Origin of the sequence: Streptomyces sp. NPDC127108, assembly GCF_042677545.1 — a bacterium.
Classification (GTDB): domain Bacteria; phylum Actinomycetota; class Actinomycetes; order Streptomycetales; family Streptomycetaceae; genus Streptomyces.
The window spans coordinates 17,968-44,966 of record NZ_JBHXTE010000013.1; the positions used below are offsets into that span (position 1 = coordinate 17,968).

Below are 26,999 nucleotides of genomic sequence, written 5' to 3' on the forward strand. Positions count from 1 at the left end.
GGGGTGGGGGGTCGGTGGGGGAGGATTCGGGGGGTGGGGGCGGCACCTTCGTGGGTGCCCGGGCGTTGACGTAATGGCAGACCTCCCGGCACGGCCGGGTCCTCGCATACGATGGCCGTTGCCCGACGAGTAAAACCGACCGTGCCAGGCCCGACCGGCAAGGAGACCAACCCCCGTGTCCGTCCTCTCGAAGATCATGCGTGCAGGCGAAGGCAAGATCCTGCGCAAGCTGCACCGCATCGCGGACCAGGTCAACTCCATCGAAGAGGACTTCACCGCCCTCTCCGACGCCGAGCTGCGCGCGTTGACCGCGGAGTACAAGGAGCGGTACGCCGACGGCGAAACCCTCGACGACCTCCTGCCGGAAGCCTTCGCCACGGTCCGTGAGGCCGCCAAGCGCGTCCTCGGCCAGCGTCACTACGACGTGCAGATGATGGGCGGCGCCGCCCTGCACCTCGGCTATGTCGCGGAGATGAAGACCGGTGAGGGCAAGACGCTGGTCGGTACGCTGCCCGCGTATCTGAACGCGCTCTCGGGCAAGGGCGTGCACCTGATCACGGTCAATGACTACCTGGCCGAGCGCGACTCCGAAATGATGGGCCGCGTCCACAAGTTCCTCGGCCTGAGCGTCGGCTGCATCCTCGCGAACATGCCGCCCGCCGAGCGCCGCGAGATGTACAACCGCGACATCACGTACGGCACGAACAACGAATTCGGCTTCGACTACCTCCGCGACAACATGGCGTGGTCGCAGGAAGAGCTGGTCCAGCGCGGCCACAACTTCGCGATCGTGGACGAGGTCGACTCGATCCTCGTCGACGAGGCGCGTACGCCGCTGATCATCTCCGGCCCCGCCGACCAGGCCACCAAGTGGTACGGCGACTTCGCCAAGCTGGTCACCCGCCTCACCAAGGGCAAGCCCGGCGAGCCCCTCAAGGGCATCGAGGAGACCGGGGACTACGAGGTCGACGAGAAGAAGCGCACCGTCGGCATCCACGAGTCCGGCGTCGCCAAGGTCGAGGACTGGCTGGGCATCGACAACCTCTACGAGTCGGTGAACACCCCCCTGGTCGGCTACTTGAACAACGCCATCAAGGCCAAGGAGCTGTTCAAGAAGGACAAGGACTACGTCGTCATCGACGGCGAAGTCATGATCGTCGACGAGCACACCGGTCGTATCCTCGCCGGCCGTCGCTACAACGAGGGCATGCACCAGGCGATCGAGGCGAAGGAAGGGGTGGACATCAAGGACGAGAACCAGACCCTCGCGACGATCACCCTGCAGAACTTCTTCCGCCTCTACAAGCGCCACGACCACGAGGGCAAGGAAGTCCCCGGCCTCTCCGGCATGACCGGTACGGCCATGACCGAGGCCGCCGAGTTCCACCAGATCTACAAGCTGGGCGTCGTCCCGATCCCGACGAACCGGCCCATGGTCCGCGCCGACCAGTCGGACCTGATCTACCGCACCGAGGTCGCGAAGTTCGCCGCCGTCGTCGACGACATCGCCGAGAAGCACGAGAAGGGCCAGCCGATCCTCGTCGGCACCACCTCCGTCGAGAAGTCCGAGTACCTCTCGCAGCAGCTCTCCAAGCGCGGTGTCCAGCACGAGGTCCTGAACGCCAAGCAGCACGACCGGGAGGCGACGATCGTCGCCCAGGCCGGCCGCAAGGGCGCCGTCACCGTCGCCACGAACATGGCCGGACGAGGCACCGACATCAAGCTCGGCGGCAACCCCGACGACCTCGCCGAGGCGGAGCTGCGCCAGCGCGGCCTCGACCCGGTCGAGCACGTCGAGGAGTGGGCCGCAGCGCTGCCCGCCGCCCTGGAGAAGGCCGAGCGCTCCGTGCAGGCCGAGTTCGAAGAGGTCAAGGACCTCGGCGGGCTCTACGTCCTCGGCACCGAGCGGCACGAGTCCCGCCGCATCGACAACCAGCTGCGCGGCCGCTCCGGCCGTCAGGGCGACCCCGGCGAGTCCCGCTTCTACCTGTCCCTCGGCGACGACCTGATGCGCCTGTTCAAGGCCCAGATGGTCGAGCGCGTGATGTCGATGGCCAACGTCCCCGACGACGTGCCGATCGAGAACAAGATGGTCACCCGCGCCATCGCCTCCGCGCAGTCCCAGGTCGAGCAGCAGAACTTCGAGACCCGCAAGAACGTCCTCAAGTACGACGAGGTCCTCAACCGCCAGCGCGAGGTCATCTACGGAGAGCGCCGCCGCGTCCTGAAGGGCGAGGACCTGCACGAGCAGATCGTGCACTTCATGGACGACACCATCGACGCCTACGTCTCCGCGGAGGCCGCCGAGGGCTTCGCCGAGGAGTGGGACCTCGACCGGCTGTGGAGCGCCTTCAAGCAGCTCTACCCGGTGAAGGTCACCATCGACGAGCTGGAGGACGAGGTCGGCGACCGCGCCGGTCTCACCGCCGAGTTCATCTCCGAGGCCATCAAGGACGACGTCCACGCGCAGTACGAGGCCCGTGAGACGCAGCTCGGCTCCGACATCATGCGTGAGCTCGAGCGCCGCGTCGTGCTGTCCGTCCTGGACCGCAAGTGGCGCGAGCACCTCTACGAGATGGACTACCTCCAGGAGGGCATCGGCCTGCGCGCCATGGCGCAGAAGGACCCCCTGGTCGAGTACCAGCGCGAGGGCTTCGACATGTTCAACGCCATGATGGACGGCATCAAGGAGGAGTCCGTCGGCTATCTGTTCAACCTGGAGGTCCAGGTCGAGCAGCAGGTCGAGGAGGTCCCGGTGTCGGACAGCGCGCCCTCGCTCTCCAAGGACGGCGTCCAGGACGCGGTCCCGGCCAGCGCCCGCCCGGAGATCCGCGCCAAGGGCCTCGACGCCCCGCAGCGCCCCGACCGCCTGCACTTCCAGGCGCCGAACGCCGAGGGCGGCGTCGACGAGGGCGACTTCGCGACCTCCGACCAGCCGTCCGGCAGCACGACCCCGGCGTCCGGCGACGGCCTGACCCGCGCGGAGCGGCGCAAGGCCCAGAAGGGCGGACGGCGCCGCAAGAAGTAGCGCTCGCCGCCCAGCGGGGCGGTAGGGCACAGGCAGAGCATGTGAGGGCCGGGCACCGGGCGGTGTCCGGCCCTTCGTGTCGCGGTGACGGTCAGCTCCTGCGGAGCGGCTGTCAGGCCCTGTGGAGTGGCTGTCGGCCCATGAGCCCATGAGTGGCGGTCAGCCCCTGTGGAGCGGCCGTCGGTCCCTGCGGAGCGGCAGTCAGCCTCTGTGGAGCGGCGGTCCCGCCACCTCCACCGCCGTGCAGCGCCAGCGTTGGTCGTCGCCCCGGTGCAGACGGAACGCCAGGGCGCGCAAGGCTGTGCCCGCGCCCACGCGCGCGAAGACCTCGAAGACCCCCGGGCGCACCTCGTAGTGCCCGACGCGGTGCACGGCCGGACGGTGCCCGCCGACCGTGCCCAGGGGGCGGCTCTCGGCGAGGCGGACCAGGTCGTCGTACGCGGTGTGGGCGATGTGACGGGCGACCCAGTGCAGGGGCCGCTGGCCGCTGAGGACCAGCATCAGGCGCTCGGTGAACAGCTCCGTCGGGTGCGGGGGCGGCTGGACCGGCGTGAGCGGTCGGTGCGGGCGGCGTGGCTCGGGGACGCGGGTGTCGTGGCGGCCGGGCGGCCGGCTGCCGGGCGGGCGGCTTCCCGGGGGCCGGGTGGCCGGTGGACGGGGGCCGCCGGGGCGGCGGCGAGGCCTGGTCATGACCTTGGGCACGGGGCCGGGGGGTGTGTGCGGCCGGGTGGCTGTCCGGGGGCCGTGGGAGGGGCGGGAAGGAAGGGGCGAGGACTCGTGCATGGTGGGGCTCCGTTCGGGGTGTCGGGTGTCGCGGGCGTCGGGCGTCGGGCATCGGGCGTCGGATGTCGGGCGTGGGGCTATTGCGCGTCGGGCGTCGGGTGGCCCGGGAGTACCGATGGGTAACTTGCGCTGGGGATCTTGTACGGCGGCGGAGGCGGGCACCGCAACGGCCGCCGACGGGGCCCGCAGGACAGGGGGCGGTTCACTCATCTGGATGAGCGAGGGTGGTCCGGGGCCCGTGTTCGCCGGGGCCGGGCGGGTGATGACCCGGACCGGGGTGGACGCGGCCGGGGGGTCGGGCGGCAGCTCGAAGGGGGACGCCCGCACGTATCCTGGGGGCCCGTCCCGGGAGTCCTGGAGGCCCCTCCCGGGAGCCTTCGCGACTACGAAAGCGGCCAGCCATGCGCGTGTACGTCCCCCTGACACTGCCCCGTCTCGCGCAGGCGCACGAGGCCGGTGAGCTGGGTCCCGGGCCGCTGACCGCGTACGCCGTGACGCCCGCGCTGCGCGAGTGGTACGTCTCGGACGACCTGGAGGAGCTGGAGTACGCGGCCCTGAACCGGGCGGCGCTGCACTCGCTGCGGCTGCTCGCCGGGGAGCCGGGGACCGCGCGGCGGCGGGTCGTCCTCGCGGCGGACGTGCCGGACGGCACGGCGGTCGTCGACCCCGACCGCGGGCTCGACCGGGGCGCGCTCGGCGAGGTGCGGATCACGGCCGCGCTGCCGTTGGCCAAGGCGGCCGCGGTGCATGTGGACGGCGGGGACGCCGAGGCCGACGTGATCGCGGCGGCGGACGCGCTGGGGGCGGCGGATCAGGGGGACGACGACGCGCAGTTCGTCGTGGACGGGGCCGAGGACCACGAGCTGCTCTGGTTCGCGACCCAGGAGATCCCGAATCTGGTCCGGCCCGAGGCGTAGCCCGGGGTGGTCGCGGGGTGACCTCGGGGTGACCCCGGGGTGGTCGCGCCCCAGGTGGAGCCTGGTCCGGTGGGGTTGTCGGTGGGGCCGGGTACGGTCTTTGGCATGGGGAAGCTACAGCGCGGGGCGCACATCGTCTGGGACTGGAACGGGACGCTTCTGCACGACATCGACGCCGTGATAGGCGCGACGAACGCGTCGTTCCTGGAGATCGGCCTCGAGCCGATCACGTTGGAGCGGTATCGGGACCTGTACTGCGTGCCGGTGCCGTTGTTCTACGAGCGGCTGATGGGGCGGCTGCCCACCGAGGACGAGTGGCTGGTCATGGACGCGGTGTTCCACAGGCACTACGGGGCGCGGGTGGACGCCTGCGGGCTCGCCGAGGGCGCGGCCGAGCTGCTCGCCTCGCGGCAGGCCGAGGGGCGTACGCAGTCGTTGTTGTCGCTCGCCCCGCACGAGCACCTGGTGCCGTTGGTGCGGCGGCACGGGATCGCCGAGCGGTTCGTGCGGATCGACGGGCGTACGGACTCGTCCCATGCCGGGAAGGCCGAGCGGATGGTGCGGCACCTCGGGGAGCTGGGGGAGGTCGAGGCCCGGCGGGTCGTGGTGATCGGGGACGCGTTGGACGACGCCGTGGCCGCGGCGCATGTGGGGGCCCAGGCCGTGCTCTATACCGGTGGGTCGCACAGCCGGGGGAGCCTGGAGGCCGCCGGGGTGCCCGTTGTCGACAGCCTCGGGGAGGCCGTGGAGACCGCGGAGCGGTTGGTCGCCTAGAGGTTCCCCTACGTCACCGGAGCCTTCGCCCTCAGTACCGTCAGGAATGCGCGCATCCAGCCCGAGTGGTCCGGCCAGGCCCGGGAGGAGACGAGGGTGCCGTCGACCACCGCTTCCGCGTCCTGGTAGGTGGCGCCTGCCGACTGCATGTCGAGTTCCAGGGCCGGGTAGGCCGTGACGCGGCGGCCCGCGAGGGCGCCGACGGCCGCGGTGAGCAGGGGGCCGTGGCAGATCTGGGCGACGGGCTTGTCCGCGTCGAAGAAGGACTTGAGGATCTTGCGCAGCTCGGGGTCGGCGCGCAGATACTCGGGGGCGCGCCCGCCCGGGATGACCAGGGCGACATACTGACCGGGGTCGACCTCGGCGAAGGCCAGGTCGGCGGGCCAGGTGTAGCCCGGCTTCTCGGTGTACGTGTCGAAGCCCGGCTCGAAGTCGTGCACCACGAACTGGAGCTTCTTGCGGGTGGGGGCCGCGATGTGGACGTCGTACCCCTCCTCGCGCAGCCGCTGGAAGGGGTAGAGGACCTCCAGTGACTCCGCCGCGTCACCGGTGACTATCAGGATCTTGGCTGCCATCGCTGTTCGCTCCCAGGGTCGCTGGTGTCGCCAGGGTCGGGTCGCGCGCTGTTGGGTCCGTCACGCTCAACGTGCATCGCCCGGCCGCGTTTGCCAAGAGGGCGCCCGGATCGCGGGTGCCCCGCCACGCGCCGGACCAGTGCCCGCCACGCACCGGACGGGCGCCCACCACGCATCGGGGGCGCCCACCGCGCACCCGTGGCCGGATCGGCACACGATGAGCGTGAGGCGACTGTGCAGACTGTCAAAAATGACCCGCTGGTTTTGTACACATACGGCTCATGACGACTTCCGGGTGCAGGGCGATAGCCTTGTCCCGTGATCAGCGCGATATCCCGCGGAGGCGACGTCGCCTCCGCCCCGCGCCCGGAGACCACGGTGTACAGGAACCGTGCCGGGCGCCTCGCTGACGACTCTTCCCAGAGCAGACGTCGCGGACATCGTCGACATCACGGACACCTGGGCCGGCCAATGACTTCGCCAGAATTGGCGGAATTCCGCTCGCTCAGCGCTCGTCGCGGCATAGCGTCGACTTCGACCGGAGACCCCGTGTCGCGGCGTTATGTCACATCACTTCCTTCTACGTCACGCAACGGCGCGCGACAGGAGTCAGAGGACAATGCAGACCAAGCTGGACGAAGCCAAGGCCGAGCTGCTCGCGCGGGCCGCCCGGGTAGCTGAGAACAGCCCGGTCGGGGGGCGCCTGCCAACGGGAGCACCGACCGGGTCCACGGGCGGGAGCCACGACACCGGCGGGTCGGGTGCCGCCGGGGCCCGCAAGGGCGGCAAGGCCCCCGCGGCCGACCAGGCCGCCCCGGCGGACCCCTCCAAGGTGCTCGCGTTCCTCCAGCGGTACTACCTCCACACGGCCCCCGAGGACCTGAGCGACCGCGACCCGGTCGACGTCTTCGGCGCCGCCTACTCCCACTACCGGCTGGCCGAGAACCGCCCCCAGGGCACGGCCAACGTCCGGGTGCACACCCCGACCGTCGAGGAGAACGGCTGGACCTGCAGCCACTCCGTCGTCGAGGTCGTGACCGACGACATGCCGTTCCTGGTGGACTCCGTCACCAACGAGCTGTCCCGGCAGGGACGCGGCATCCACGTCGTGATCCACCCGCAGGTCGTGGTCCGCCGCGACCTCACCGGCAAGCTCCTCGACGTACTGCCCGAGGGCCAGAACGTCGGCACCGAGCGCCCGCACGACGCCGTCACCGAGTCGTGGATCCACGTCGAGATCGACCGCGAGACCGACCGCGCCGACCTGAAGCAGATCACCGCCGACCTGTTGCGCATCCTGTCCGACGTCCGCGAGACGGTCGAGGACTGGGACAAGATGCGGGACGCCGCGCTGCGCATCGCCGACGAACTGCCGACCGAGCCGACCGCCGACGACGTCCGTGACCAGGAGGTCGAGGAGGCCCGCGAGCTGCTTCGCTGGCTGGCCGCCGACCACTTCACCTTCCTCGGCTACCGCGAGTACGACCTGACGGACGAGGACTCCCTCGCCGCCGTCCCCGGCACCGGCCTCGGCATCCTGCGCGCCGACCCGCACCACAGCGAGGGCGACGACCACCACCCGGTCAGCCCGTCCTTCAACCGGCTCCCGGCCGACGCCCGCGCCAAGGCCCGCGAGCACAAGCTGCTCGTCCTGACCAAGGCCAACAGCCGCTCCACCGTGCACCGGCCCAGCTACCTCGACTACGTCGGCGTGAAGAAGTTCGACGAGAACGGCGAGGTCGTCGGCGAGCGCCGCTTCCTCGGCCTGTTCTCCTCGGCCGCGTACACCGAGTCGGTGCGCCGCGTCCCGGTCATCCGCCGCAAGGTCGAAGAGGTCCTCAAGGGCGCGGGCTTCACGTCCAACAGCCACGACGGCCGTGACCTGCTGCAGATCCTGGAGACGTACCCGCGCGACGAGCTGTTCCAGACCCCGGCCGACGAGCTGCGGTCCATCGTCACCTCCGTGCTGTACCTCCAGGAGCGCCGCCGTCTGCGCCTGTACCTGCGCAAGGACGAGTACGGCCGCTACTACTCCGCGCTCGTGTACCTGCCGCGCGACCGCTACACCACCGGCGTCCGGCTGCGGATCATCGACATCCTCAAGGAGGAGCTGAACGGCGCCAGCGTCGACTTCACGGCCTGGAACACCGAGTCGATCCTCTCCCGCATCCACTTCGTCGTCCGCGTCCCCAAGGGCGGCGAGGTCCCCGACCTCTCCGACGCCGACGTCGAGCGCATCGAGGCCCGTCTGGTCGAGGCCGCCCGCTCCTGGGCCGACGGCTTCGGCGAGGCGCTGACCGCCGAGCTCGGCGAGGAGCGCGCCGCGGAGCTCCTGCGCCGGTACGCCAACGCCTTCCCCGAGGGCTACAAGGCCGACCACACCCCGCGCGCCGCCGTCGCCGACCTCGTCCACCTGGAGCGGCTCTCCCAGCAGAGCCAGAAGGACTTCGCGCTCAGCCTGTACGAGCCGGTGGGCGCCGCGCCCGACGAGCGCCGCTTCAAGATCTACCGCTCCGGCGCCCAGATCTCCCTCTCGGCCGTCCTGCCCGTGCTCCAGCGCCTGGGCGTCGAGGTCACCGACGAGCGGCCGTACGAGCTGCGCTGCTCGGACCGCACCAGCGCCTGGATCTACGACTTCGGCCTGCGCATGCCGAAGTCGCAGAACGGCAACGGCGACTACCTGGGCGACGACGGCCGGGCCCGCTTCCAGGAGGCCTTCGCCGCCGCCTGGACCGGCGAGGCCGAGGTCGACGGCTTCAACTCGCTCGTCCTGCGTGCCGGTCTGAACTGGCGCCAGGCGATGGTCCTGCGGGCGTACGCCAAGTACCTGCGCCAGGCGGGCTCCACGTTCAGCCAGGACTACATGGAGGACACCCTCCTCAACAACGTCCACACCACCCGGCTGCTCGTCTCGCTGTTCGAGGCCCGGATGTCCCCGGACCGCCAGCGCGCGGGCACCGAGCTGACCGACGGGCTGCTCGAAGAGCTCGACGGAGCGCTCGACCAGGTCGCCTCGCTCGACGAGGACCGCATCCTGCGCTCCTTCCTCACCGTCATCAAGGCGACGCTGCGCACCAACTTCTTCCAGGAGGCCGCGGGCGGCAAGCCGCATTCGTACGTCTCCATGAAGCTGGACCCGCAGGCCATCCCCGACCTGCCCGAGCCGCGCCCGGCGTACGAGATCTGGGTGTACTCGCCGCGCGTCGAGGGCGTCCACCTGCGCTTCGGCAAGGTCGCGCGCGGCGGCCTGCGCTGGTCCGACCGGCGTGAGGACTTCCGTACGGAGATCCTCGGCCTGGTCAAGGCGCAGATGGTGAAGAACACCGTCATCGTGCCCGTGGGCGCGAAGGGCGGCTTCGTCGCCAAGCAACTGCCCGACCCGTCCGTGGACCGCGACGCCTGGCTCGCGGAGGGCGTCGCCTGCTACAAGACGTTCATCTCGGCGCTGCTCGACATCACCGACAACCTGGTCGCGGGCGAGGTCGTGCCCCCGGCCGACGTGGTGCGGCACGACGAGGACGACACCTACCTGGTGGTCGCGGCCGACAAGGGCACGGCGACGTTCTCCGACATCGCCAACGAGGTCGCCGAGTCGTACAACTTCTGGCTCGGGGACGCCTTCGCCTCCGGCGGCTCCGCGGGCTACGACCACAAGGGCATGGGCATCACCGCCCGCGGCGCCTGGGAGTCGGTGAAGCGGCACTTCCGCGAGCTGGGCCACGACACCCAGACCGAGGACTTCACCACGGTCGGCGTCGGCGACATGTCCGGCGACGTGTTCGGCAACGGCATGCTCCTGTCCGAGCACATCCGCCTGGTCGCCGCCTTCGACCACCGGCACATCTTCATCGACCCGAACCCGGACGCGGCCACCTCCTACGCCGAGCGCCGCCGCCTGTTCGAGCTGCCCCGCTCCAGCTGGGCCGACTACAACAAGGAGCTGCTGTCCGCGGGCGGCGGGATCTTCCCCCGCTCCGCCAAGGCGATCCAGCTCAACGCGCACATCCGCCAGGCCCTCGGCATCGAGACCGGCGGCGCCAAGATGACCCCGGCCGAGCTGATGCAGGCCATCCTCAAGGCGCCGGTGGACCTGCTGTGGAACGGCGGCATCGGCACGTACGTGAAGTCGGGCACCGAGTCGCACGCCGACGTCGGCGACAAGGCCAACGACGCCATCCGCGTCGACGGCGCCGACCTGCGGGTGAAGGTCGTCGGCGAGGGCGGCAACCTGGGCCTGACCCAGCTCGGCCGGATCGAGTTCGCGCGCGCCGGCGGACGCATCAACACCGACGCCATCGACAACAGCGCGGGCGTGGACACCTCCGACCACGAGGTGAACATCAAGATCCTGCTGAACGCCGTGGTGCAGGCCGGGGACATGACGGTCAAGCAGCGCAACAAGCTGCTCGCCGCCATGACCGACGAGGTCGGCCAGCTCGTCCTGCGCAACAACTACGCGCAGAACGTGGCGCTTGCCAACTCCGTCTTCGAGTCGCCCTCCCTGCTCCACGCCCACCAGCGGTTCATGCGCCGCCTGGGCCGCGAGGGCCAGCTCGACCGGGGCCTGGAGTTCCTGCCCACCGACCGGCAGATCCGCGAGCTGCTCGGCTCCGGCCGCGGCCTCTCGCAGCCCGAGCTGGCCGTGCTCCTCGCGTACACGAAGATCGTGGCGGCGGACGAGCTGATCCACACGTCGCTGCCCGACGACGACTACCTGCGGCGGCTGCTGCACGCGTACTTCCCGAAGGCGCTGCGCGAGAAGTTCGCCGAGCAGGTCGACGCGCACGCGCTGCGCCGCGAGATCATCACGACCGTCCTGGTCAACGACACCGTCAACACCGGTGGCTCGACCTTCCTGCACCGGCTGCGCGAGGAGACCGGGGCTTCGCTGGAGGAGATCGTGCGGGCGCAGCTCGCCGCGCGCGAGATCTTCGGGCTCGGCGAGGTCTGGGACGCGGTGGAGGAGCTCGACAACGTCGTGGCCGCCGACGTGCAGACGCGGGTGCGGCTGCACTGCCGCCGCCTCGTCGAGCGCGGCACGCGCTGGCTGCTCAACAACCGGCCGCAGCCGCTGCAACTCGCCGAGACCGTCGAGTTCTTCCGCACCGGTGTCGACCAGGTGTGGACCGAGCTGCCGAAGCTGATGCGCGGCTCCGACCTGGAGTGGTACGAGAACATCCGCGAGGAGCTGGTCGGGGCCGGTGTCCCCGACGAGCTGGCGCAGCGGGTCGCCGGGTTCTCCTCGGCCTTCCCGTCGCTCGACATCGTGGCCGTCTCGGACCGCATGGGCAAGGACCCGCTGGCCGTCGCCGAGATCTACTACGACCTCGCCGACCGGCTGCGGATCACCCAGCTCATGGACCGGATCATCGAGCTGCCGCGGGCCGACCGCTGGCAGTCCATGGCCCGCGCCTCCATCCGCGAGGACCTGTACGCGGCGCACGCCGCGCTGACGGCCGACGTGCTCGCCGTCGGCAACGGCTCCGCCACGCCCGAGCAGCGCTTCAAGGCGTGGGAGGACAAGAACGCGGCGATCCTGGGCCGGGCCCGGACCACCCTGGAGGAGATCCAGGGCTCCGACGCCTTCGACCTGGCGAACCTGTCGGTGGCCATGCGGACGATGCGGACGCTGCTGCGCACGCATTCGTAAGTCGTACGTGGCCGGGGGCGCCCCGCACCGTTGTGGTGCGGGGCGCCCCCGTCGCTGTGTCCGGCGGTGCTGTCGTCGGTGTGTCCGGCGGCGCTGTGTCCGGCGGGGCTCTGTCCGGCGGCGCTCTGTCCGGCGGGATGGGGGACCCGCGGTCTGCGGAACGGGTGACGAGAGTGGCCTTTTGCCGTTAATTCGGGCATTTGGGCTACGGTAGGTGAGATTGTCTGACTGACGAGTTCGTTCGTACGGGTCGGGAAGGTCACAAGGTGAGCCGATGACAGATGCAAGTCCGCTGGACGCCGCGGAGCGCGCCGTCCAGGTGCTCGGCGCCGGACGGCTGCCCGAGGAGTGGGCCGCGACGCCCCTCACCGTCGTCATGCCCACGTACAACGAGGCGGGGAACCTGCCCGGCATGGCCGACGCGCTGCTCGCCCTGCCGCTGCCCGGCCTCAGCCTGCTCGTCGTCGACGACTCCAGCCCCGACGGCACCGGCGACATCGCCGAGGAGCAGGCGCGGCGGCACGCGGAGGCGGAAGGGCGCCGCCGCATGCACGTGCTGCACCGCACCGAGAAGGACGGCCTCGGCCGGGCCTACGCGGCCGGGATGGCCAAGGCCGTCGACGACGGCGCGCACTACGTCCTGCAGATGGACGCCGACGGCAGCCACCCCGTGGAGAAGGTCGCCGAGCTGCTCGGTGTCGCGCTCGCCACGGACGCCGGGGTCGTCGTCGGCAGCCGGTACGTCCAGGGCGGCACGCTCTCCGACGCCTGGGGCGCCCACCGCAAGCTGCTCTCCCGCTGGGCCAACGCCTACGCGGGCACGATCCTCGGCACCCGCGTCCGCGACATCACCGGCGGCTTCAACCTGTGGCGGGCCGACGCGGTGCGCGCGGTCGACCTCGGATCCGTCGACAGCGCGGGCTACAGCTTCCAGGTCGAGATGAAGTACCGCGCGGTGGGCCATGGCTTCGACGTCATGGAGGTCCCGATCCACTTCGAGGACCGGACGGTCGGCGAGTCCAAGATGAACCTGATGGTGCAGTTGGAGTCGGTGGTGATGCCGTGGAAGCTGCGGCTCGCCCGCGGGGCTCGTGGGGTCCGTGGGGTAACTGGTGTTCCGGGGAGTCGCGGGCGTGGGCCCGGGACGGGTTCGGGTCCGTCTGGCTCCGGGCCGTCCGGTTCGGGGTCGTCCGGTTCGGGGTCGTCCGCATGACCAGCACGCTGCACGAGATGGCCGGCGCCGTGCGCGAGGCGCCCGCCGGGGCCGTCGCCGCTCCGGCGCCCGCCGCGACCCGCCTCCCCCTCGCCCGGCTGCGCCGCCTCTTCCTTGAGGTCGTCAGGTTCGGCGTCGTCGGCGGCAGCGGCGTCGCCGTCAACCTCGTCGTCTTCAACCTCCTCCTGCACGGCCTCGGCCGGGCCCCGATGACCGCCACGGTGCTCGCCAGCTGCGTCGCTATGGGCACCAACTACCTCGGCTTCCGCTTCTACGCGTACCGGGACCGCGCCTCCCGCACCAAGCGGCAGATCGCCCTGTTCTTCGTCTTCAGCGGCATCGGCGTCGTGATGGAGAGCCTGCTGTTCTACGCCGCGTACCACGGGGCGGGCCTCAGCGGGCCGCTCGGTTCGAACATCGCGAAGGCGCAGTCCATCCTGCTCGCGTCGGCGTTCCGCTTCCTGGTGTACCGGACGTGGGTGTTCCAGCACCGGGCCCAGCATGACGTCCGGCGGCCGTAGCCGGGACGAGTCCCGCTGGACGTGGGTGCCCTGGGCCGTGGCGGGCGCCGTCACCGCCCTCCTCCTCGCCGTCGTCGTCCGCCTCCCCTGGGTCGGCGACCTCGGCATCCACGCGGCGACGGTCGAACGCGTCCGGCACGACCCGCTCCACCCCGGCGACCCGCTCGTCGACGCGGACGTACCCAGCCCCTACTACTCCCCGTGGACGGTGCTCCTCGGCCTCCTCGCCAAGGCGACGGGCGCGGGCGCCTTCGGCGTCCTGCGGGTCGCGGCCGTCGTCGCCCTCGCACTCCTGCTCTCCGGCCTCTGGCGCTTCGTCCGTACGCTCACGGAGCGCCGGGCCGCCCCGCCGCTGGCCCTGCTCTGCGTGCTGTTCCTGTGGGGCCCGGCTCTCTTCGAATGGAGCGGCTTCCTAGGCCTCAACTCCCTCGCCCTGACGATCTCCTACCCCAGTACGTTCGCACTCGGCCTGTCCTTCCATCTCTGGGCGTGCCTGCGCGAGGCCCTGCGGGCGGACTCGGGGTGGAGGGTGTTCCTGGGGCTCGGGGTGCTGTGGGCGGTCGTCCTCCTCACCCACCAGTTCACCGGCGTCGTCGCCTCGCTTGGCGCGGCGGCGATGCTCCTCGGTGCCCGGCCCTGGCCCTCCCGCCCCGTCCTGCTGCGCCTGGCCGCCGGTCTGGCCCTCGGCCTCCTGGTCCTCGCCCTCTGGCCGTACTACTCCTTCTTCGACCTCTTCGGCGCGGGCGCGGACCTGGAGGAGATCCACCGCGCCCTGTACCGGAACCTCCTCGGCCGCTTCGGCCTGGCCCTCCTGGGCGCGGCCGCGCTCGCCCTGCGCTTCAGCCGGGACCGGCGCGACCCGCTGGTGCTGTTCTTCGCGCTGGGCGCGGTGGTGTTCGCGGCAGGGGGTCTGAGCGGTCACTACTCGTGGGGGCGGGTGCTGCCCGCGGCGCTGATCCCCGCGCAGGTAGCGGCGGCGGTGGAGGTGGCGGGGGCGCTCGGGACGGCGCCGCATCCGAGGCCGGGGGCTCTTGGCGACCGCCCCCGCCGGACCATCGCCGCCCTTCCCGCCCTCCTCGCCACGGCCCTCGCCGCCGCCCTGGCCATCGGCGCGTGGACCCAGGCCGGGACGCTGGGCTACGTACTTCCCAAGGGCGCGCTCCCCTCCGCCGTCGCCGCGAAGTACCGCCCGCCGTGGCCCGGCTACCGCTGGATCACCCCCTGGGTGCGGTACGGGGACGTGGTCCTGGCGAAGACGTTCCCGGCGCGGCAGATCCCCGCGTACGGGGCGTACACCGTGGCGCCCGGGTACCCCGACTTCTTCCTCCCGGACGAAGTTGCGCGCGAGGACGCCGTGCGCCGGTACTTCGCGCCGGGCACGCCCCGCACCGAGCGGCTTGAGGTGCTGCGGAGGTACCGGGTGCGGTGGGTTGTGGCGTATCCCGGGGACGGGGGCCTGGCGAGCACGGATCCCGCGCTGCGGAAGGTGGCAGTGGGAGTGCGGGGGCAGGTGTTGTACGAGGTGGTGGGGTGAGGCCTGCCCGTGCGCGCTGCGGGCTCCATCAGGTCCACCTGGATCGGCAGGTCCGCGCTGTCGAGCGTGACCCTGCTCAGCCGGAGTACCGGCTCGTCCCCGCCCATGCGCAGCGTCTCGCGCTCGTCCGCGCCTGGCATGCGAGCCGTGACGTCCTCCCGGACACGTACGCCGACGTGGCCCAGCGTGGCGAGCAGCGTGACGGCGCCGCCGGGGATCTTCCTCGTCCCGGCGAGGCGGGTGCCGCGCGCGATGGCCGCCGGGTGGTACGTGTCCGTCAACTCGCAGGGCTCGCCGTCGAGTTCGATGACCCGGCGGCGCACGATCACCGGTTCACCGGCGGTCACGCCGAGCGGCGCCGCCACCTCGTCCGGGGCCGGGGCCTCGCCCGCGTGCGCGATGCGCTGGCTCCGCCTGCCGCCTCGGGCTGCGGCCTCGGCGGCCCAGGCGTCGGAGCTGCCCTCGGCTCGCGGTGCCAGGTACGGCATCGAGCTGCTGACCCATGTGCTGTCGCTCACGGCGTCCTCCGCGTGGCCGGTCAGGGGGCTGCGGAGTGCCCCGCGCAGCGGGAGCAGACGCACAGGGGCGGTCGTGAACTCACGGGTGGGGGAGCGTTGTTCGGGGTGATGCGGCGGGTTCCGGTGTCCTGGGTGACGGTGCCGTCGGGGTTGACGGTGTAGACGCGGAGGGTCATTCCGGGGGTGGGGGCGTTGCTCTTGCGGGTTTCGGGCGTGGGGGTGGGGTCGGGCATGGGTGGTGCTCCAGTCGTTGGCTGGTTGCCGGGTGGTCCGGCGGCCGGGGTGGATCCCGACGCGCTGCCCTGTCGATGCTTGGCTCTCCGTGAGCGGCGCGGAAGTTGACCAGTGCTGACTACGCTGGTGGTCAACGGTCGACCCTCGCGCCGGGAGCGTGCCGCATGACCGACTTCGCCGTCCGCGCCCGTGAGGCCCTCGCGGCCCAGGGGTACAGCATGCGCCGCGCGGCGCGGGCGCTGCCGTACGACATCGCGTACCTGTCCCGCGTGCTGAACGGGAAGCAGGCGCCTTCGGCGAGGTTGGCGGCGGCGCTTGACGAACTGCTCGGGACAGGGGCGGAGTTGACCGCCTTGGTGACCGCACCGCGCGGGCCCGCGCGCTGGCTCGCCGATCGCGAGGGTGGCGTCGAGGGGGGCATCGAGGGGGACATCGCGCACGTTCGGGCCGGTGTCGCGCACCTGCTGGACCACGACCACCGGTACGGCGCTGACCAGGTGGCGCCCGCCGCGGTGCAGATCTGGCGCACGGCGCAGCGGGGTCTCGACGGTGGTGCGGTGCCCGACCGGTTGCGGCGTGAGTACGCCGCCGCCGTCGCGGAGGCGGCCCAGGTCGCCGGATGGCTCCTGTTCGTGGCCGACCGGCAGGAAGCCGCGCGGGCCGCCTTTCTCGAGGCGTACGCGCTGGCTTGCCAGGCCGGAGACCGGTCGATGCAGTGGTTCGTCCAGGACATGATCGCGATGCAGGGCGTGCAGAACGGCTGCCGCCTCGGCGAGTCCCTGCGCATCGCCGATGCCTTCCTGTCCGGCCCCCGGGTGCCGCCGCGCGTGGCGCTGCTGGCTCACCTCCGCCGTGCTCGGGCCCTCGCCCACGCGGGCGACGGCGCCCGCGCCTTGAGCGAGATGAAGGCGGCCTGGGCGGCCCTGGGCGACTCGATCGGGCCCCGGGACCCCGCCTGGACCTGGTGGCTCAACGAGTGCGAACTGTCCGGCCACGAGGGCGAGGTCCGGCTCGCGCTGGGCGAACCGGCCAGGGCGCTGCCCCGCCTGCGTCGGGCGCGAGAGCTGGCGGAAGCCTTTCGGCCAGCCGGGAGCGGGGCCTTCTACTACGGCGTGGCCGAAGTGGCCGCATGCGCGCGGGCGCGTGCCTGGCGCGACTGCGAGGGCGCTCTGGTGTCCGTCCACCCCTTGCTGGCGACGGTGAGTTCAGGCCGCAGCCACAACCGGCTGCGGCGTGTCCTTGACGGGGTCGTGCGCGACGAGCGGGCGCCGTCGTGGCTCACGGATCTGGTGCGCGACGCGGATTGGTCCGGGACGGGACGCTGAGCGAAGCGACGTCGGCGGCGAGGCCGCGTCCGATGGCCTCGTTCCTGCCGGGTGGCGGGGGAGGCGGGTGGGCAAAGACGGTGCGGCGGGGACGGCGGTCAGGGAGGAGCCGGGGTTGGCCGTGCTGCGGTGTGCGGTGCGGTGCGGATGACGTCGGTGGTGCGGTGGTGTGGTGTGGTGCGGTGGGTGCCGGTTGCGGTGTCTACCGAGTGGTGGGGGCGGGTGGGTGGGAAAGGGCGGTGCGGTGAGGGCGACGGTGATCGGTTGGCGGGGGGCGTGGGCGGACGGGCTGGGGCCGAGGGGTGCGTGCGGTGAAGGTGCCGGACCTTTGCCTCGGCTCGGGGTGCGGGGAACGCTGGCGGGTGCGGGTGCGGGTGCGGGTGCGGGTGCGGGTGCGGGTGCGGGTGCGGGTGCGGGTGCGGGTGCGGGTGCGGGTGCGGCGTGCGGCGTACGGCGTACGGAGCGCGGCGTGCGGGGTGCTGCCCCGGGGCAGGGCTGCGTCCCCCTCGTAACCCCGCGTCAGCGGAACACGCTTGCGGTCAGGCGGGCCGCCCGGTGCACCCGGGAGCCCTTGGCGCCCGCCAGGCGGCGGGTCACCGGGCGGATCACGCGGGCCGTCACACCCACCGGCGTCCACGTGAGCTGGAGCCGCCCCGCGCCCCGCCCCTCCGGCTCCGCCGTCACCACGTGCGGGGCCGCGCCCGAGTGGTAGGGCACGCGGGCCTCCAGGCGGGGGAAGGCCAGCGGGGCCAGCAGCAGTCCGCTGTTGCGGAGGCGGCCGTCGGTGAGCTGGATCAGGGGGTGGCGGGTGCCGGAGAAGCCGCCCACGGGGACGGGGGCCCGGGCGAGGTCCAGGACGACCTCGCCCTCGAAGACCCCGGGGCGGACCGGGTCGAGGCGGAACGGGGTCGTCAGGCGCTTCCGGCCGGGGGCCACGACCAGGCGGGCGACCTGAGGGCCCACGGGCAGCCGCAGCCCCGGGTCGTAGGTGCGGATCCTCAGGAGCAGGGCCGCACCCCGCCCCCGCTCGAGCCGCAGGATCTCGTGCCGGAACTGCGCGCCGGGGAACGGGCGCGAGTCCAGGCCCAGTTCCGTCAGGTCGAGCTCACGGCGGGCGACCGGGGAGCCGGGGACGACGCCGCCCCAGTAGAGGCGGCCCTCCGCGTCCACCGACGTGTCGCGGGGCCCGACCCCGTGGCCGAGCCCCCGCGCCGCCACCTGCGCGTCCGCGAGGCGTTCGTCCCGTACGAGTTGGAGGACGACCCGTTCCGCACGCGGCAGGCGTGCGTACGCGCCCGGGGCGAGCCCCGCCAGATACGGGTTCACGATGGCCGCGAAGCCCCGCAGCCACTCCTCGTCCCGGAAGGGCAGGTCGCCCGCGTACATCCGGAAGTCGTGCTTGAGGAACTTGTAGTCCTTGGCCTCGCGCACGCCCCCGTGGCTGCTCTCCGTGAGGAAGGCGTCGATGAGCCCCTGGACGTGCACGCGGTCGCGGACGTTGGACAGCTTGTGGCGCTGGTTGGAGATCGAGGCCGCCTCGGCCGCGCCGTAGGGCTCTATGTACCAGCGGTACACCGGCTCGGGAATCACCGTGAACGCCTTCGCCAGGCAGTACGCCTGAGCCGAGAAGAGCTGGTCCTCGTAGTGGATGCCCTCGGGGAAGCGCAGGCCGTTCCGGTCCAGGAAGGACTTGCGGTACATCTTGCTGGTCGACAAGTGCTCGAAGAACAGGGCCGGTTCGGCCTCGATGCCCGCCACCGTGCGGCGCTCCGCGACGAGGTGCGGCATCCAGGTCGAGGTGCGGCCGGTGTCCACCCGGACCCGCTCCACGGCGCCCATCACGAAGTCGACCTCGGTCTCGGCGTGGGCGGCGAGCAGCAACTCCACGGCCCGCTCGGGGAGTTCGTCGTCGCTGTCCAGGAACATCAGGAACGGGGCGCGCGCGATGTCGATCGCCCGGTTGCGCGGGGCACTGCAACCCCCGCTGTTCTCGGGCAGACGCAGGTACGTGACGCGGTCGTCGAGCGCGGCCAGCTCCCGTGCCACCCGCGGGGTCGCGTCCGTCGAGTGGTCGTCGCTGATGACGATCTCGATGTTCGGGTGCGTCTGGCGGCGGAGCGACGCCACGGCGCGCGGGAGGCGTTCGGCGTCGTTGTAGACGATGACGGTGATGGTGACGTCCGGGACGTCCGCTGCGGTGGTGGTCATGCGGTGGCCTCCTCCGGGGTCGCGGTGGCCTCCTCCGGCGTCGGGGCCGGGGTCCGTTCGTCCAGGGGCGTGATCGGCGGCAGTGACGTTTCGCTCTCGCCCAGGAACACCCGCCGTACGACCCGCTCCGCCGCCCGCCCGTCGTCGAACTCGCAGAAGCGCCGCCGGAACGCCGCCCGCGCCTTCGCCGCGGTCTCGTCCCGCCACGCGGGGGACGTGAGCAGGCGGGTCAGTTCCTCCTGGGTGCGGGCCACTTGGCCCGGCGGCTCCGCGAGCAGGTCGAAGTACACGCCGCGCGTCTTCGCGTACGTCTCCCAGTCGTCGGCGTAGACGACGATCGGCCGGTCCAGGTTGGCGTAGTCGAACATGATGGAGGAGTAGTCCGTGATCAGGCCGTCCGCCGCCAGGGCCAGGTCCTCCACCGGGTCGTACGACGACACGTCGATGACGCGGCCCGCGCGGCGCGGGCCCGTCAGGGGCGAGGCCGCGCCGCCGTAGAAGTAGTGGCCGCGCACCAGGAGCACGGTGTCCTCGCCGAGGCGTTCGGAGAGGGCCGCGAGGTCCAGGCGGGGGGTCCAGGTGGCCTCGTAGTCGCGGTGCGTGGGGGCGTAGAGGAGGGCGCGCTTCCCGGGTGCGATGCCGAGGCGTTCGCGGACCGCCCGCACGTCCGCCGCCGTCGCCGAGTAGTACACGTCGTTGCGCGGGTAGCCGTGGTCCAGCTCCTCGTACCGCGACTGGTAGGCGCGCTGCCACATCTGCGTGGAGTGGCTGTTGGACGAGACGCTGTAGTCCCAGCGGTCCACGCGCGCGAGCAGGTCGTGGAAGTTCAGGCCCTTGGCCGCCGCCGGGTAGTCGAGCTGGTCGAGGCCCATGCGCTTGAGGGGGGTGCCGTGGTGGGTCTGGACGTGCACGGCTTCGGGGCGCTTGACGACCGCGTTGGGGAAGTTGGCGTTGTTCACCAGGTACTTGGCGGTCGCGAGGGTCCGCCAGTAGCGGCGGGTGCCGGGGACGACGTGGTCGGTGCCGGGCGGGAGCAGCGGTACGTTCTCGGCGGCGGTGACCCACACCGGGTGGATGTGCGGGGCGAGTTCGGCGAGCTTCGCGGCGATCGCGGCCGGGTTGCAGGCGACCCCCCGGTCCCAGTACGCCGAGAACACGGCGAGGTCCGGGTCGACCGGGCGCCGCAGGTCCTGGTGGTAGCGCGCGTCCCTGACCTTCCTGCCGACCGCCGCGCGCCCCGCCCCGATGGCCGAACGGACCGTGCGGCGCTGCTTGTTGGCCACCTGGAACGCGCGGTACTTCGCGTACGCGTCCTCCTCCAGGAGGCGACGGCGCACCCCCTCGAAGCCGCCGGGGCGGCGGTACCCGGGCGGGCGGTGCGCGACCGCCGCGCGCGAGGCCCGGTGGAAGAACTCCCGCGCCGCCGGTTCGGGCAGCTTGGCGCGGGCCACGATCCGCAGGCTCGCGGTGACCATCGCCGCGTACAGCACGGCACTCGGGCCGGTCCCCGCCTCCCGCCCGGCCGCCAGGTCAAGGAGTCGCTCGTACGTCTCCAGGAGCGCGAAACGGTCGTCGGGCGTCACCGGCGGCAGACTCTCCGGCCGCAACCGCCGCTCCTCCAGGGCGACTTGGTCGTACGCGGCCACCCGCTCGGCGACCAACGGCACCGCGTACGCCACGAACAGCTCGTCGTCCGCGTCGAACAGGTCCGCCCGCGCCCGCCAGAAGTCGGCCCGCACGATCCTCGTCCCGAGCAGCGGCCTGACCTTCAGCAGGTCCGGGCAGTCCGCGACCGGCACGTCACGGCGGCCCGGCTTGGCCAGGAACCCGCCGTCCGCACTCGGCGTGCGCGCATGCCGCCAGGTGGAGACGGTGTGGTCGGTGAGCAGCACGTCCACCGTGTCCGGGAGGGCGGCGGCCCGCTCGGCGGCACCACGGGCCGCGAGCGCCGTCACCCCGTCCTTGCTGCGCACGAACTGCAGCCACCGGCCACTCGCCCGCGCCGCCCCCGCCGCGCGGGCCGCGCTGTCCGGGGTGCCGTCGGGCAGCGGGACGACCGTCACGGAGGGGTGGCGGGAGGCGGCGTCCTGGGCGGAGGGGCCGACGGCGGCGACGATGACTTCGACGGTGGGGGCGCCCGCGGCGGGGGCGGGGCCGGTCGCACCCGCCAGGCCCGTCCCGGCGAGCCCCGTCCCGGCGAGCCCCGTCCCGACCAGCTCCGCCAAGGTCTCGGGCAGATGTCCCTGCACGTTGCGGCCGTACAGGACGACGCTCAGTTCCGGCACCACGCTCCCCGCCTCTCCCGTGTCGCTAAATGCTCCCATAGTGTAAGGATCCGCGTATTGATGCGACAAAAGGGGCAGGGTGGGCCGGTCTGCTGCCGAGGTCGCCGAAGTCCCAGCGAGAGCAATCCGACCGCGTGGCCGCTGCGAACCCTTGGTGACCGACAACCTATGGGCAGCAAGGAGTCAGCCATGGAGCTGAGGCGGAACACGACCACCACCATCACGCCGAGGCGCAGGTGGGCCCGGCGGCTCGCCGTCGCTGTCGGCGCCACCGGCGCCCTCGTGGCCGGCGGGGTCTTCACCGGGAGCTCGGCCAGCGCCGCGACCTTCTGCGGGGACACGCCGGCCGGCGGATACGCGTGCATCGTCGGGCAGCCGGACGGGTCGTTCACCTACTACGGCAGCAACGGGGAGATCATCTACAACTGGTGAGCCGAACTCCTGGTGGGGCGGGTTCTCGGTCGAGAGGGCCTGTCTCACCGGGGGTCGTGCGGCGGGCGGGGGCGTCAGGCCTTGCCGCCCGTGAACCGTTCGTACTCCCGCATGACCTCCGCCGTCGGTCCGTCCAGGCGCAGTTCGCCGCGCTCCAGCCACAGCACGCGGTCGCAGGTGTCGCGGATCGACTTGTTGTTGTGGCTGACCAGGAAGACCGTGCCCGCGCGTGCGCGCAGTTCGCGGATGCGGGACTCCGAGCGCTTCTGGAAGGAGCGGTCGCCGGTGGCCAGGGCCTCGTCGATGAGGAGGACGTCGTGGTCCTTGGCCGAGCCGATGGAGAAGCGGAGGCGGGCCGCCATGCCGGAGGAGTACGTGCGCATCGGCAGGGAGATGAAGTCGCCCTTGTCGTCGATTCCGGAGAAGTCGACGATTCCCTGGTAGCGCTCGCGGATCTGTTCGCGGGACATGCCCATGGCCAGGCCGCCGAGGTGGACGTTGCGCTCGCCGGTGAGGTCGTTCATCAGGGCCGCGTTGACGCCGAGGAGGGACGGCTGGCCGTCCGTGTAGATGTGGCCGCGTTCGACGGGGAGCAGTCCGGCCACCGCCTTGAGCAGCGTGGACTTTCCCGAGCCGTTGGTGCCGATCAGGCCGATGGCCTCGCCCCGGTGGGCCGTGAAGGAGACGTCGCGGACGGCGTGCACGCGGCGGACGCCCCGTTCCGCCTCGCCCCCGCCACGGCGCAGGATGCGGCCGAGCGCGGCGGTCGCGGCGCCCCGGCCGGTGGCGGTGCCCGCGCCGTGGACGCGGTAGACGATGTCCACGGCGTCGACGATCACGGTGGGGGCGGGGGCGGCCTCCGTCGGTGCGGGCCCGGTCTTCGTCAGGGTCTCAGCCACGTCCGTACGTCTCCTCTGCCTTCCAGAAGTAGATGAACCCGCCGACCCCGGCGAGCACCGCCCAGCCCACCGCCCACGCCCACACGTGCGCCGGCAGCCGGCTCGCGTCGAAGCTGTCGATGAGGGCGAAGCGCATCAGGTCGATGTAGACGGCGGCCGGGTTGGCCTCCAGGAGCACGGTCAGCGCGTGCGGCAGGTGGCGGTCCTTCAGGACCGTGTCGATGCTCCACATCACTCCGGACGCGTACATCCACGTCCGCAGCACGAACGGCATCAGCTGCGCGATGTCCGGGGTCTTCGCGCCGAGCCGCGCCATGACGAGGGCGAGCCCGGCGTTGAACGTGAACTGCAGCGCGAGCGCGGGGATCGCGAGCAGCCAGGACGCGGCGGGCGGCACACCGAAGGCGAGGAGGATCGCCACCAGCGCGCACAGCGAGAACAACAGTTGCTGGAGCTGCTGCAGGCAGTACGACAGGGGGAGCGAGGCGCGCGGGAAGTGCAGGGCGCGGACCAGGCCGAGGCTGCCCGAGATCGCCCGCGTGCCCGCCATCACCGACTGCTGCGTGAACGTGAACACGAAGACGCCCGTGACCAGGAACGGCACGTAGTCCGGCACGCCGTGCTTGGTGTTCATGAGCACGCCGAAGATGAAGTAGTACACGGCCGCGTTCAGGAGCGGCGTCATGATCTGCCACAGCTGGCCGAGCTTCGCCTGGCTGTACTGCGCGGTCAGCTTGGCGGTGGCGAACGCCGTGATGAAGTGCCGCCGGTGCCACAACTGGCGTACGTACGCGGGCAGGGAGGGGCGGGCGCCGCTCACGGTCAGGCCGTGGCGGGCGGCCAGCTCCGCGGCCGAGCGGGCGTCGGTGGGGGCGGACGGGCCGGGTGCGGCGGGTGCGGCGGGTGAGGCGGAGGGCTTCGGCGCGGGGGGTTTGTCGAGGAGGACCTGGCTCACGGGGCTCACGGCCGCTGCTTTCGCTCGGGGACGTGGGGATGGAGGGGCGCGCGGTCGAGTGCCGTCGTTACGTCGGGACGGGACCGTATCGTCGTGACGTCGACAGTAGAACCTCTCCACGTCGGAACGCAACCGTTTCGTCGTCACGTCCTATGCTGTCCGCATGACCGTGAACGGGGAGACGACGTGCCGGTGAACGAGAAGAAGCCAGGTGAGCCCGGGCGCAGGGCGCCCGCGGGGGCCGCCGTGCTCCGCGAGGACGTGACGGAGGCCATTCGCGCCGCCGTCTTCGGGGAACTCGCAGCCGTCGGCTACGCCCGCATGTCGATCGAGGGCATCGCGCGCCGCGCGGGCGTCGGCAAGACCGCCGTCTACCGGCGCTGGCGCTCCAAGCTGCACCTGGTCCTCGACCTGGTGTCGGCCCTCGCCGTCCAGGGCCTGCCCACGCCGGACACCGGCTCCCTGGAGGGCGACCTGCGGCTGCTGTACGAGGTGACGTCCCGGGCGCTGCGCCACCCCGTCGCCTCCCAGGTCATCCCCGACCTCCAGGCCGAGGCGGCCCGTAACCCCGAGATGGAGGCGGCCCTGCAGAAGGCGCTCCGCGAGGGCCAGCACGGCGTCGCGAGCGGCATCGTCGCCCAGGCGGTGGCGCGCGGCGAGCTGCGCGCGGGCCTGGCCGAGGGGGACGAGGAGCTGGCCCTCGACCTGATGTCGGGGCCGCTGTACTGGCGGGCGGTCGTGGTGCGCGGGGAGCTGCCGAAGGGGTACCTGGAGAGCTTGGTGCGGGCCACCGCGGCGGCACTCAGGGCGCTGTAGGGCTGTGGCGTCAGGGCGCTGTAGGGCTGCGGTGGGAGCGCCCCGCCCCCGCTCAGGCCTGCTTCTCGCGCGTCAGCACCAGCGCCGTGATCGAGCCGATGACGGCGACGCCCGTGATGACGCTCACGACGATCTCCGTCGCCCCGCTGAACGTGAAGCTGCTGAAGGCGTTGACGACGACGCCGAGGGCGAGCACGAGCCAGAGGACGGCCTTCATGGTGGGACCTTTCGGGACGAGGACTTGAGGGGTACCGGTACTTGAGGGGTGTCGGTACTTCTTGAGGGGTGTCGGTACTTGAGGGGTCCCGGCAGGGGGCACCGGGGTACCGGCAGGGAACGTCGCTGTTCGTGATCGACTCTGCCGTGCCGACGGCCGCGCGGCGAGGGTGCTCGCCCCCGAATCCGGGGTGCAGCCCGCTGCACCATCGACCGGGACCGCGCTCACCCGCCGCCGGGCACCAGGTCACTTAGCCTGAGGGGCATGGCTCTGAAGGACATGCGGGAGACCCTGGCGCGGGCCGATCGCGCGTCCATGCAGTTGCTCATGGGCGCGGGCATGGCCCTCCTCTCGTACGTCTTCATCGGCGTCCTGCTCTTCACCGTCGTCGCCTCGCTCATCGTCATCGGCCTGGGCGTGCTGCCCGAGACGGTCCTGCTGCTGCGCCGGATGGCCGGGTACAAGCGGCGGCAGGTCGGCCGGTGGTCGGGCACGGAGATCCCCGAGGCGTACACGCCGCTGACCGGCACGCTCGTCGAGCGCGTGCGCAAGGCGGTCCAGGACCCCGGCACGTACCGCGACCTGCGGTGGCTGGTCGTCCACTTCGTCTACGGCCTGGCCCTGATCTACGTCGCGCTGCCGCTGTGGCTGATCGGCGCGCTGGTCGACGGGGTGTGGTGCGGGCTCCTCGGCCGCAGGGCGGTCGTGCTCCCGCTGATCGTGCGCCTCGCCGAGCTGGACACGCGCTGGTCGACGGCGCTGCTCAAACCGTCGCCGGAGGCGGAGCGGAACGCCGAACTCGCCCAGCGCGTCGAGGAGCTGACCCTCACCCGGGCGGGCGCGGTGGCGGCGCACGGCGCCGAGCTGCGCCGGATCGAGCGGGACCTGCACGACGGCACCCAGGCGCGGCTCGTCTCCCTCTCGATGCGCGTCGGCCTTGCCAGGCGGGCCTACGACAAGCAGGTCACCGCCGACCCCGGCGCCGGACCCCCGGACCCCGAGGTCGTCCGCAAGCTCCTCGCCGACGCGCAGGACCAGGCCGAGGAGGCCCTCACCGAGCTGCGCCACGTCGTGCGCGGCATCCACCCGCCCATCCTCACCGACCGCGGCCTCCTCGGCGCCGTACGGGCCCTCGCCGCCAGCAGCGGCCTGGACGTGACCGTGCGCGACGACGGCGTGGAGGGCGGGCCGCGCGCCCCCGCCGCCGTGGAGGCGGCCGCGTACTTCGTGGTCGCGGAAGCCCTCACGAACGCGGCCAAGCACAGCGGGGCGCGCCGCGCCGACGTCGAACTCGCCCGTGCCGCCACCGGGTTGCGCGTGCTCGTGCGCGACGAGGGGTGCGGCGGCGCCGACGAGTCCGGCGGCACCGGGCTGCTCGGCATGCGGCGCCGGGTCGCGGCGCTCGACGGGACCATGGAGGTGGTCAGCCCCGCCGGGGGGCCGACCCGGATCGGAGTGGAGCTGCCGTGCGTGTGGTGATCGCGGAGGACAACGCCCTGCTGCGGGAGGGCCTCGTGCTGCTCCTCACGTCCGTGGGCCATGAGGTGGCCGCCGTCGCGGCCACCGGCCCCGAGGTGCTGCCCGCGCTCCTCGAACACCGCCCCGACGTCGCCGTCCTCGACGTCCGGATGCCGCCCGGCTTCCGCGACGAGGGCCTGCGCGCGGCCCTCGCGGCCCGCGAACAACTGCCGGAGCTGCCGGTCCTCGTCCTCTCCCAGTACGTCGAGGAGACGTACGCGGCCGAGCTCCTCGGCGCCGGGGCGAGCGGCGTCGGCTATCTCCTCAAGGACCGCGTCGGCCGCGTCGACGAATTCCTCGACGCCCTGGAACGGGTCGCCGCGGGCGGCACCGCCCTCGACCCCGAGGTCGTCACGGAACTCCTCACCCGCCGCGGCACCGACCCGCTCGACTCCCTCACGCCCCGCGAGCGCGAGGCCCTGCACCTCATGGCCGAGGGCCGTGACAACGCCACCATCGGCGCCACCATGTCCATCTCCGACCGCGCGGTCAGCAAGCACATCGGCAACGTCTTCCTGAAGCTCGGGCTGCCGCCGAGCGACAGCGGGCACCGGCGGGTGCTTGCCGTGCTCGCCTACTTGAACAAGGGCTAGGCCG

General features: G+C 72.2%; 21 protein-coding genes and 1 pseudogene. 13 read left to right on the forward strand and 9 right to left on the reverse strand.

The annotated features are described in order from the left end of the window. Positions 1-175 precede the first annotated feature (175 nt). Positions 176-3,028, forward strand: coding sequence for a preprotein translocase subunit SecA (gene secA / locus ACFVHO_RS13100; RefSeq protein WP_385713006.1), 2,853 nt, complete (start codon positions 176-178; stop codon positions 3,026-3,028). Between the two features lie 201 nt (positions 3,029-3,229). On the opposite strand, the gene ACFVHO_RS13105 is transcribed toward secA, so the two are convergent. Continuing rightward, positions 3,230-3,718 (reverse strand): Rv3235 family protein, encoded by a 489-nt coding sequence (locus tag ACFVHO_RS13105; protein ID WP_385713008.1) that lies wholly within the window; start codon positions 3,716-3,718, stop codon positions 3,230-3,232. Positions 3,719-4,212: 494 nt separating this feature from the next. Between ACFVHO_RS13105 and ACFVHO_RS13110 the strand changes: the two genes are divergently transcribed. Continuing rightward, positions 4,213-4,728, forward strand: a complete 516-nt coding sequence (locus tag ACFVHO_RS13110; protein WP_385713009.1) for a DUF6912 family protein — start codon at positions 4,213-4,215, stop codon at positions 4,726-4,728. Between the two features lie 105 nt (positions 4,729-4,833). After that, positions 4,834-5,502: an HAD family hydrolase gene (locus ACFVHO_RS13115; protein WP_385713011.1), complete on the forward strand. Its 669-nt coding sequence runs from the start codon at positions 4,834-4,836 to the stop codon at positions 5,500-5,502. 8 nt (positions 5,503-5,510) lie between these two features. Here the strand turns inward: ACFVHO_RS13115 and ACFVHO_RS13120 are convergent, their stop codons facing one another. Then, the gene (locus ACFVHO_RS13120; protein ID WP_385713012.1) at positions 5,511-6,077 is read right to left on the reverse strand and encodes a DJ-1/PfpI family protein; all 567 of its coding nucleotides are present in this window, start codon (positions 6,075-6,077) and stop codon (positions 5,511-5,513) included. A 619-nt stretch (positions 6,078-6,696) separates the two neighbouring features. Between ACFVHO_RS13120 and ACFVHO_RS13125 the strand changes: the two genes are divergently transcribed. From ACFVHO_RS13125 to ACFVHO_RS13140, 4 genes are all read left to right on the forward strand, one after another. Beyond that, entirely contained in the window at positions 6,697-11,727 is a 5,031-nt protein-coding gene (locus ACFVHO_RS13125) for an NAD-glutamate dehydrogenase (RefSeq protein ID WP_385713014.1), read from the forward strand. Between the two features lie 274 nt (positions 11,728-12,001). After that, on the forward strand, positions 12,002-12,940 hold the full coding sequence (locus ACFVHO_RS13130) for a polyprenol monophosphomannose synthase (protein ID WP_385713015.1): 939 nt from the start codon (positions 12,002-12,004) through the stop codon (positions 12,938-12,940). Beyond that, positions 12,937-13,461 (forward strand): GtrA family protein, encoded by a 525-nt coding sequence (locus ACFVHO_RS13135; protein ID WP_385713017.1) that lies wholly within the window; start codon positions 12,937-12,939, stop codon positions 13,459-13,461. Before ACFVHO_RS13130 ends, ACFVHO_RS13135 begins: the two co-directional genes overlap by 4 nt. Beyond that, positions 13,442-14,995, forward strand: coding sequence for a hypothetical protein (locus ACFVHO_RS13140; protein WP_385713019.1), 1,554 nt, complete (start codon positions 13,442-13,444; stop codon positions 14,993-14,995). Before ACFVHO_RS13135 ends, ACFVHO_RS13140 begins: the two co-directional genes overlap by 20 nt. A gap of 2 nt (positions 14,996-14,997) precedes the next feature. Here ACFVHO_RS13140 and ACFVHO_RS13145 read toward each other — a convergent pair. Together ACFVHO_RS13145 and ACFVHO_RS13150 are read right to left on the reverse strand one after the other, a co-directional pair. Continuing rightward, positions 14,998-15,513: pseudogene (locus ACFVHO_RS13145) on the reverse strand (UTRA domain-containing protein); the annotation flags it as partial. A 20-nt stretch (positions 15,514-15,533) separates the two neighbouring features. Continuing rightward, on the reverse strand, positions 15,534-15,746 hold the full coding sequence (locus tag ACFVHO_RS13150) for a hypothetical protein (RefSeq protein WP_385713020.1): 213 nt from the start codon (positions 15,744-15,746) through the stop codon (positions 15,534-15,536). 165 nt (positions 15,747-15,911) lie between these two features. Here ACFVHO_RS13150 and ACFVHO_RS13155 point away from each other — a divergent pair, with 165 nt between their 5' ends. Both ACFVHO_RS13155 and ACFVHO_RS13160 read left to right on the forward strand, forming a co-directional pair. Next, positions 15,912-17,072, forward strand: a complete 1,161-nt coding sequence (locus ACFVHO_RS13155; RefSeq protein WP_385713022.1) for a helix-turn-helix domain-containing protein — start codon at positions 15,912-15,914, stop codon at positions 17,070-17,072. A gap of 311 nt (positions 17,073-17,383) precedes the next feature. Then, positions 17,384-17,584, forward strand: a complete 201-nt coding sequence (locus ACFVHO_RS13160) for a hypothetical protein (RefSeq protein ID WP_385713024.1) — start codon at positions 17,384-17,386, stop codon at positions 17,582-17,584. A gap of 7 nt (positions 17,585-17,591) precedes the next feature. Here ACFVHO_RS13160 and ACFVHO_RS13165 read toward each other — a convergent pair whose 3' ends face one another. Continuing rightward, a complete protein-coding gene (locus ACFVHO_RS13165) occupies positions 17,592-19,280 on the reverse strand; it encodes a glycosyltransferase family 2 protein (RefSeq protein WP_385713025.1) in 1,689 nt (562 codons plus the stop codon). After that, on the reverse strand, positions 19,277-21,565 hold the full coding sequence (locus ACFVHO_RS13170) for a CDP-glycerol glycerophosphotransferase family protein (protein ID WP_385713231.1): 2,289 nt from the start codon (positions 21,563-21,565) through the stop codon (positions 19,277-19,279). Before ACFVHO_RS13170 ends, ACFVHO_RS13165 begins: the two co-directional genes overlap by 4 nt. A gap of 189 nt (positions 21,566-21,754) precedes the next feature. Between ACFVHO_RS13170 and ACFVHO_RS13175 the strand changes: the two genes are divergently transcribed. Next, complete coding sequence (locus ACFVHO_RS13175) at positions 21,755-21,997, forward strand: hypothetical protein (RefSeq protein ID WP_385713026.1); 243 nt, start codon at positions 21,755-21,757, stop codon at positions 21,995-21,997. Positions 21,998-22,071: 74 nt separating this feature from the next. On the opposite strand, the gene ACFVHO_RS13180 is transcribed toward ACFVHO_RS13175, so the two are convergent. Then, complete coding sequence (locus ACFVHO_RS13180; RefSeq protein ID WP_385713028.1) at positions 22,072-22,896, reverse strand: ABC transporter ATP-binding protein; 825 nt, start codon at positions 22,894-22,896, stop codon at positions 22,072-22,074. Further along, positions 22,889-23,851, reverse strand: coding sequence for an ABC transporter permease (locus ACFVHO_RS13185; protein ID WP_385713233.1), 963 nt, complete (start codon positions 23,849-23,851; stop codon positions 22,889-22,891). Before ACFVHO_RS13185 ends, ACFVHO_RS13180 begins: the two co-directional genes overlap by 8 nt. Positions 23,852-24,037: 186 nt before the next feature. Between ACFVHO_RS13185 and ACFVHO_RS13190 the strand changes: the two genes are divergently transcribed. After that, positions 24,038-24,667, forward strand: coding sequence for a TetR/AcrR family transcriptional regulator (locus tag ACFVHO_RS13190; RefSeq protein ID WP_385713030.1), 630 nt, complete (start codon positions 24,038-24,040; stop codon positions 24,665-24,667). Positions 24,668-24,719: 52 nt separating this feature from the next. Here the strand turns inward: ACFVHO_RS13190 and ACFVHO_RS13195 are convergent, their stop codons facing one another. Next, on the reverse strand, positions 24,720-24,884 hold the full coding sequence (locus ACFVHO_RS13195) for a hypothetical protein (RefSeq protein ID WP_385713032.1): 165 nt from the start codon (positions 24,882-24,884) through the stop codon (positions 24,720-24,722). Positions 24,885-25,163: 279 nt separating this feature from the next. On the opposite strand from ACFVHO_RS13195, the gene ACFVHO_RS13200 reads away from it, so the two are divergent. Beyond that, on the forward strand, positions 25,164-26,363 hold the full coding sequence (locus ACFVHO_RS13200) for a sensor histidine kinase (RefSeq protein WP_385713235.1): 1,200 nt from the start codon (positions 25,164-25,166) through the stop codon (positions 26,361-26,363). Then, on the forward strand, positions 26,351-26,995 hold the full coding sequence (locus tag ACFVHO_RS13205; protein ID WP_385713034.1) for a response regulator: 645 nt from the start codon (positions 26,351-26,353) through the stop codon (positions 26,993-26,995). Before ACFVHO_RS13200 ends, ACFVHO_RS13205 begins: the two co-directional genes overlap by 13 nt. Positions 26,996-26,999: the final 4 nt, after the last annotated feature.

Excerpts from the sequence above, each read along its gene's own strand:
- ACFVHO_RS13105 (WP_385713008.1), bottom strand. The coding sequence starts at position 3,718 with ATGACCAGGCCTCGCCGCCGCCCCGGCGGCCCCCGTCCACCGGCCACC.
- ACFVHO_RS13110 (WP_385713009.1), top strand. The coding sequence starts at position 4,213 with ATGCGCGTGTACGTCCCCCTGACACTGCCCCGTCTCGCGCAGGCGCAC.
- ACFVHO_RS13115 (WP_385713011.1), top strand. The coding sequence starts at position 4,834 with ATGGGGAAGCTACAGCGCGGGGCGCACATCGTCTGGGACTGGAACGGG.
- ACFVHO_RS13120 (WP_385713012.1), bottom strand. The coding sequence starts at position 6,077 with ATGGCAGCCAAGATCCTGATAGTCACCGGTGACGCGGCGGAGTCACTG.
- ACFVHO_RS13125 (WP_385713014.1), top strand. The coding sequence starts at position 6,697 with ATGCAGACCAAGCTGGACGAAGCCAAGGCCGAGCTGCTCGCGCGGGCC.
- ACFVHO_RS13130 (WP_385713015.1), top strand. The coding sequence starts at position 12,002 with ATGACAGATGCAAGTCCGCTGGACGCCGCGGAGCGCGCCGTCCAGGTG.
- ACFVHO_RS13135 (WP_385713017.1), top strand. The coding sequence starts at position 12,937 with ATGACCAGCACGCTGCACGAGATGGCCGGCGCCGTGCGCGAGGCGCCC.
- ACFVHO_RS13140 (WP_385713019.1), top strand. The coding sequence starts at position 13,442 with ATGACGTCCGGCGGCCGTAGCCGGGACGAGTCCCGCTGGACGTGGGTG.
- ACFVHO_RS13150 (WP_385713020.1), bottom strand. The coding sequence starts at position 15,746 with ATGCCCGACCCCACCCCCACGCCCGAAACCCGCAAGAGCAACGCCCCC.
- ACFVHO_RS13155 (WP_385713022.1), top strand. The coding sequence starts at position 15,912 with ATGACCGACTTCGCCGTCCGCGCCCGTGAGGCCCTCGCGGCCCAGGGG.
- ACFVHO_RS13165 (WP_385713025.1), bottom strand. The coding sequence starts at position 19,280 with ATGACCACCACCGCAGCGGACGTCCCGGACGTCACCATCACCGTCATC.
- ACFVHO_RS13175 (WP_385713026.1), top strand. The coding sequence starts at position 21,755 with ATGGAGCTGAGGCGGAACACGACCACCACCATCACGCCGAGGCGCAGG.
- ACFVHO_RS13195 (WP_385713032.1), bottom strand. The coding sequence starts at position 24,884 with ATGAAGGCCGTCCTCTGGCTCGTGCTCGCCCTCGGCGTCGTCGTCAAC.
- ACFVHO_RS13200 (WP_385713235.1), top strand. The coding sequence starts at position 25,164 with ATGCGGGAGACCCTGGCGCGGGCCGATCGCGCGTCCATGCAGTTGCTC.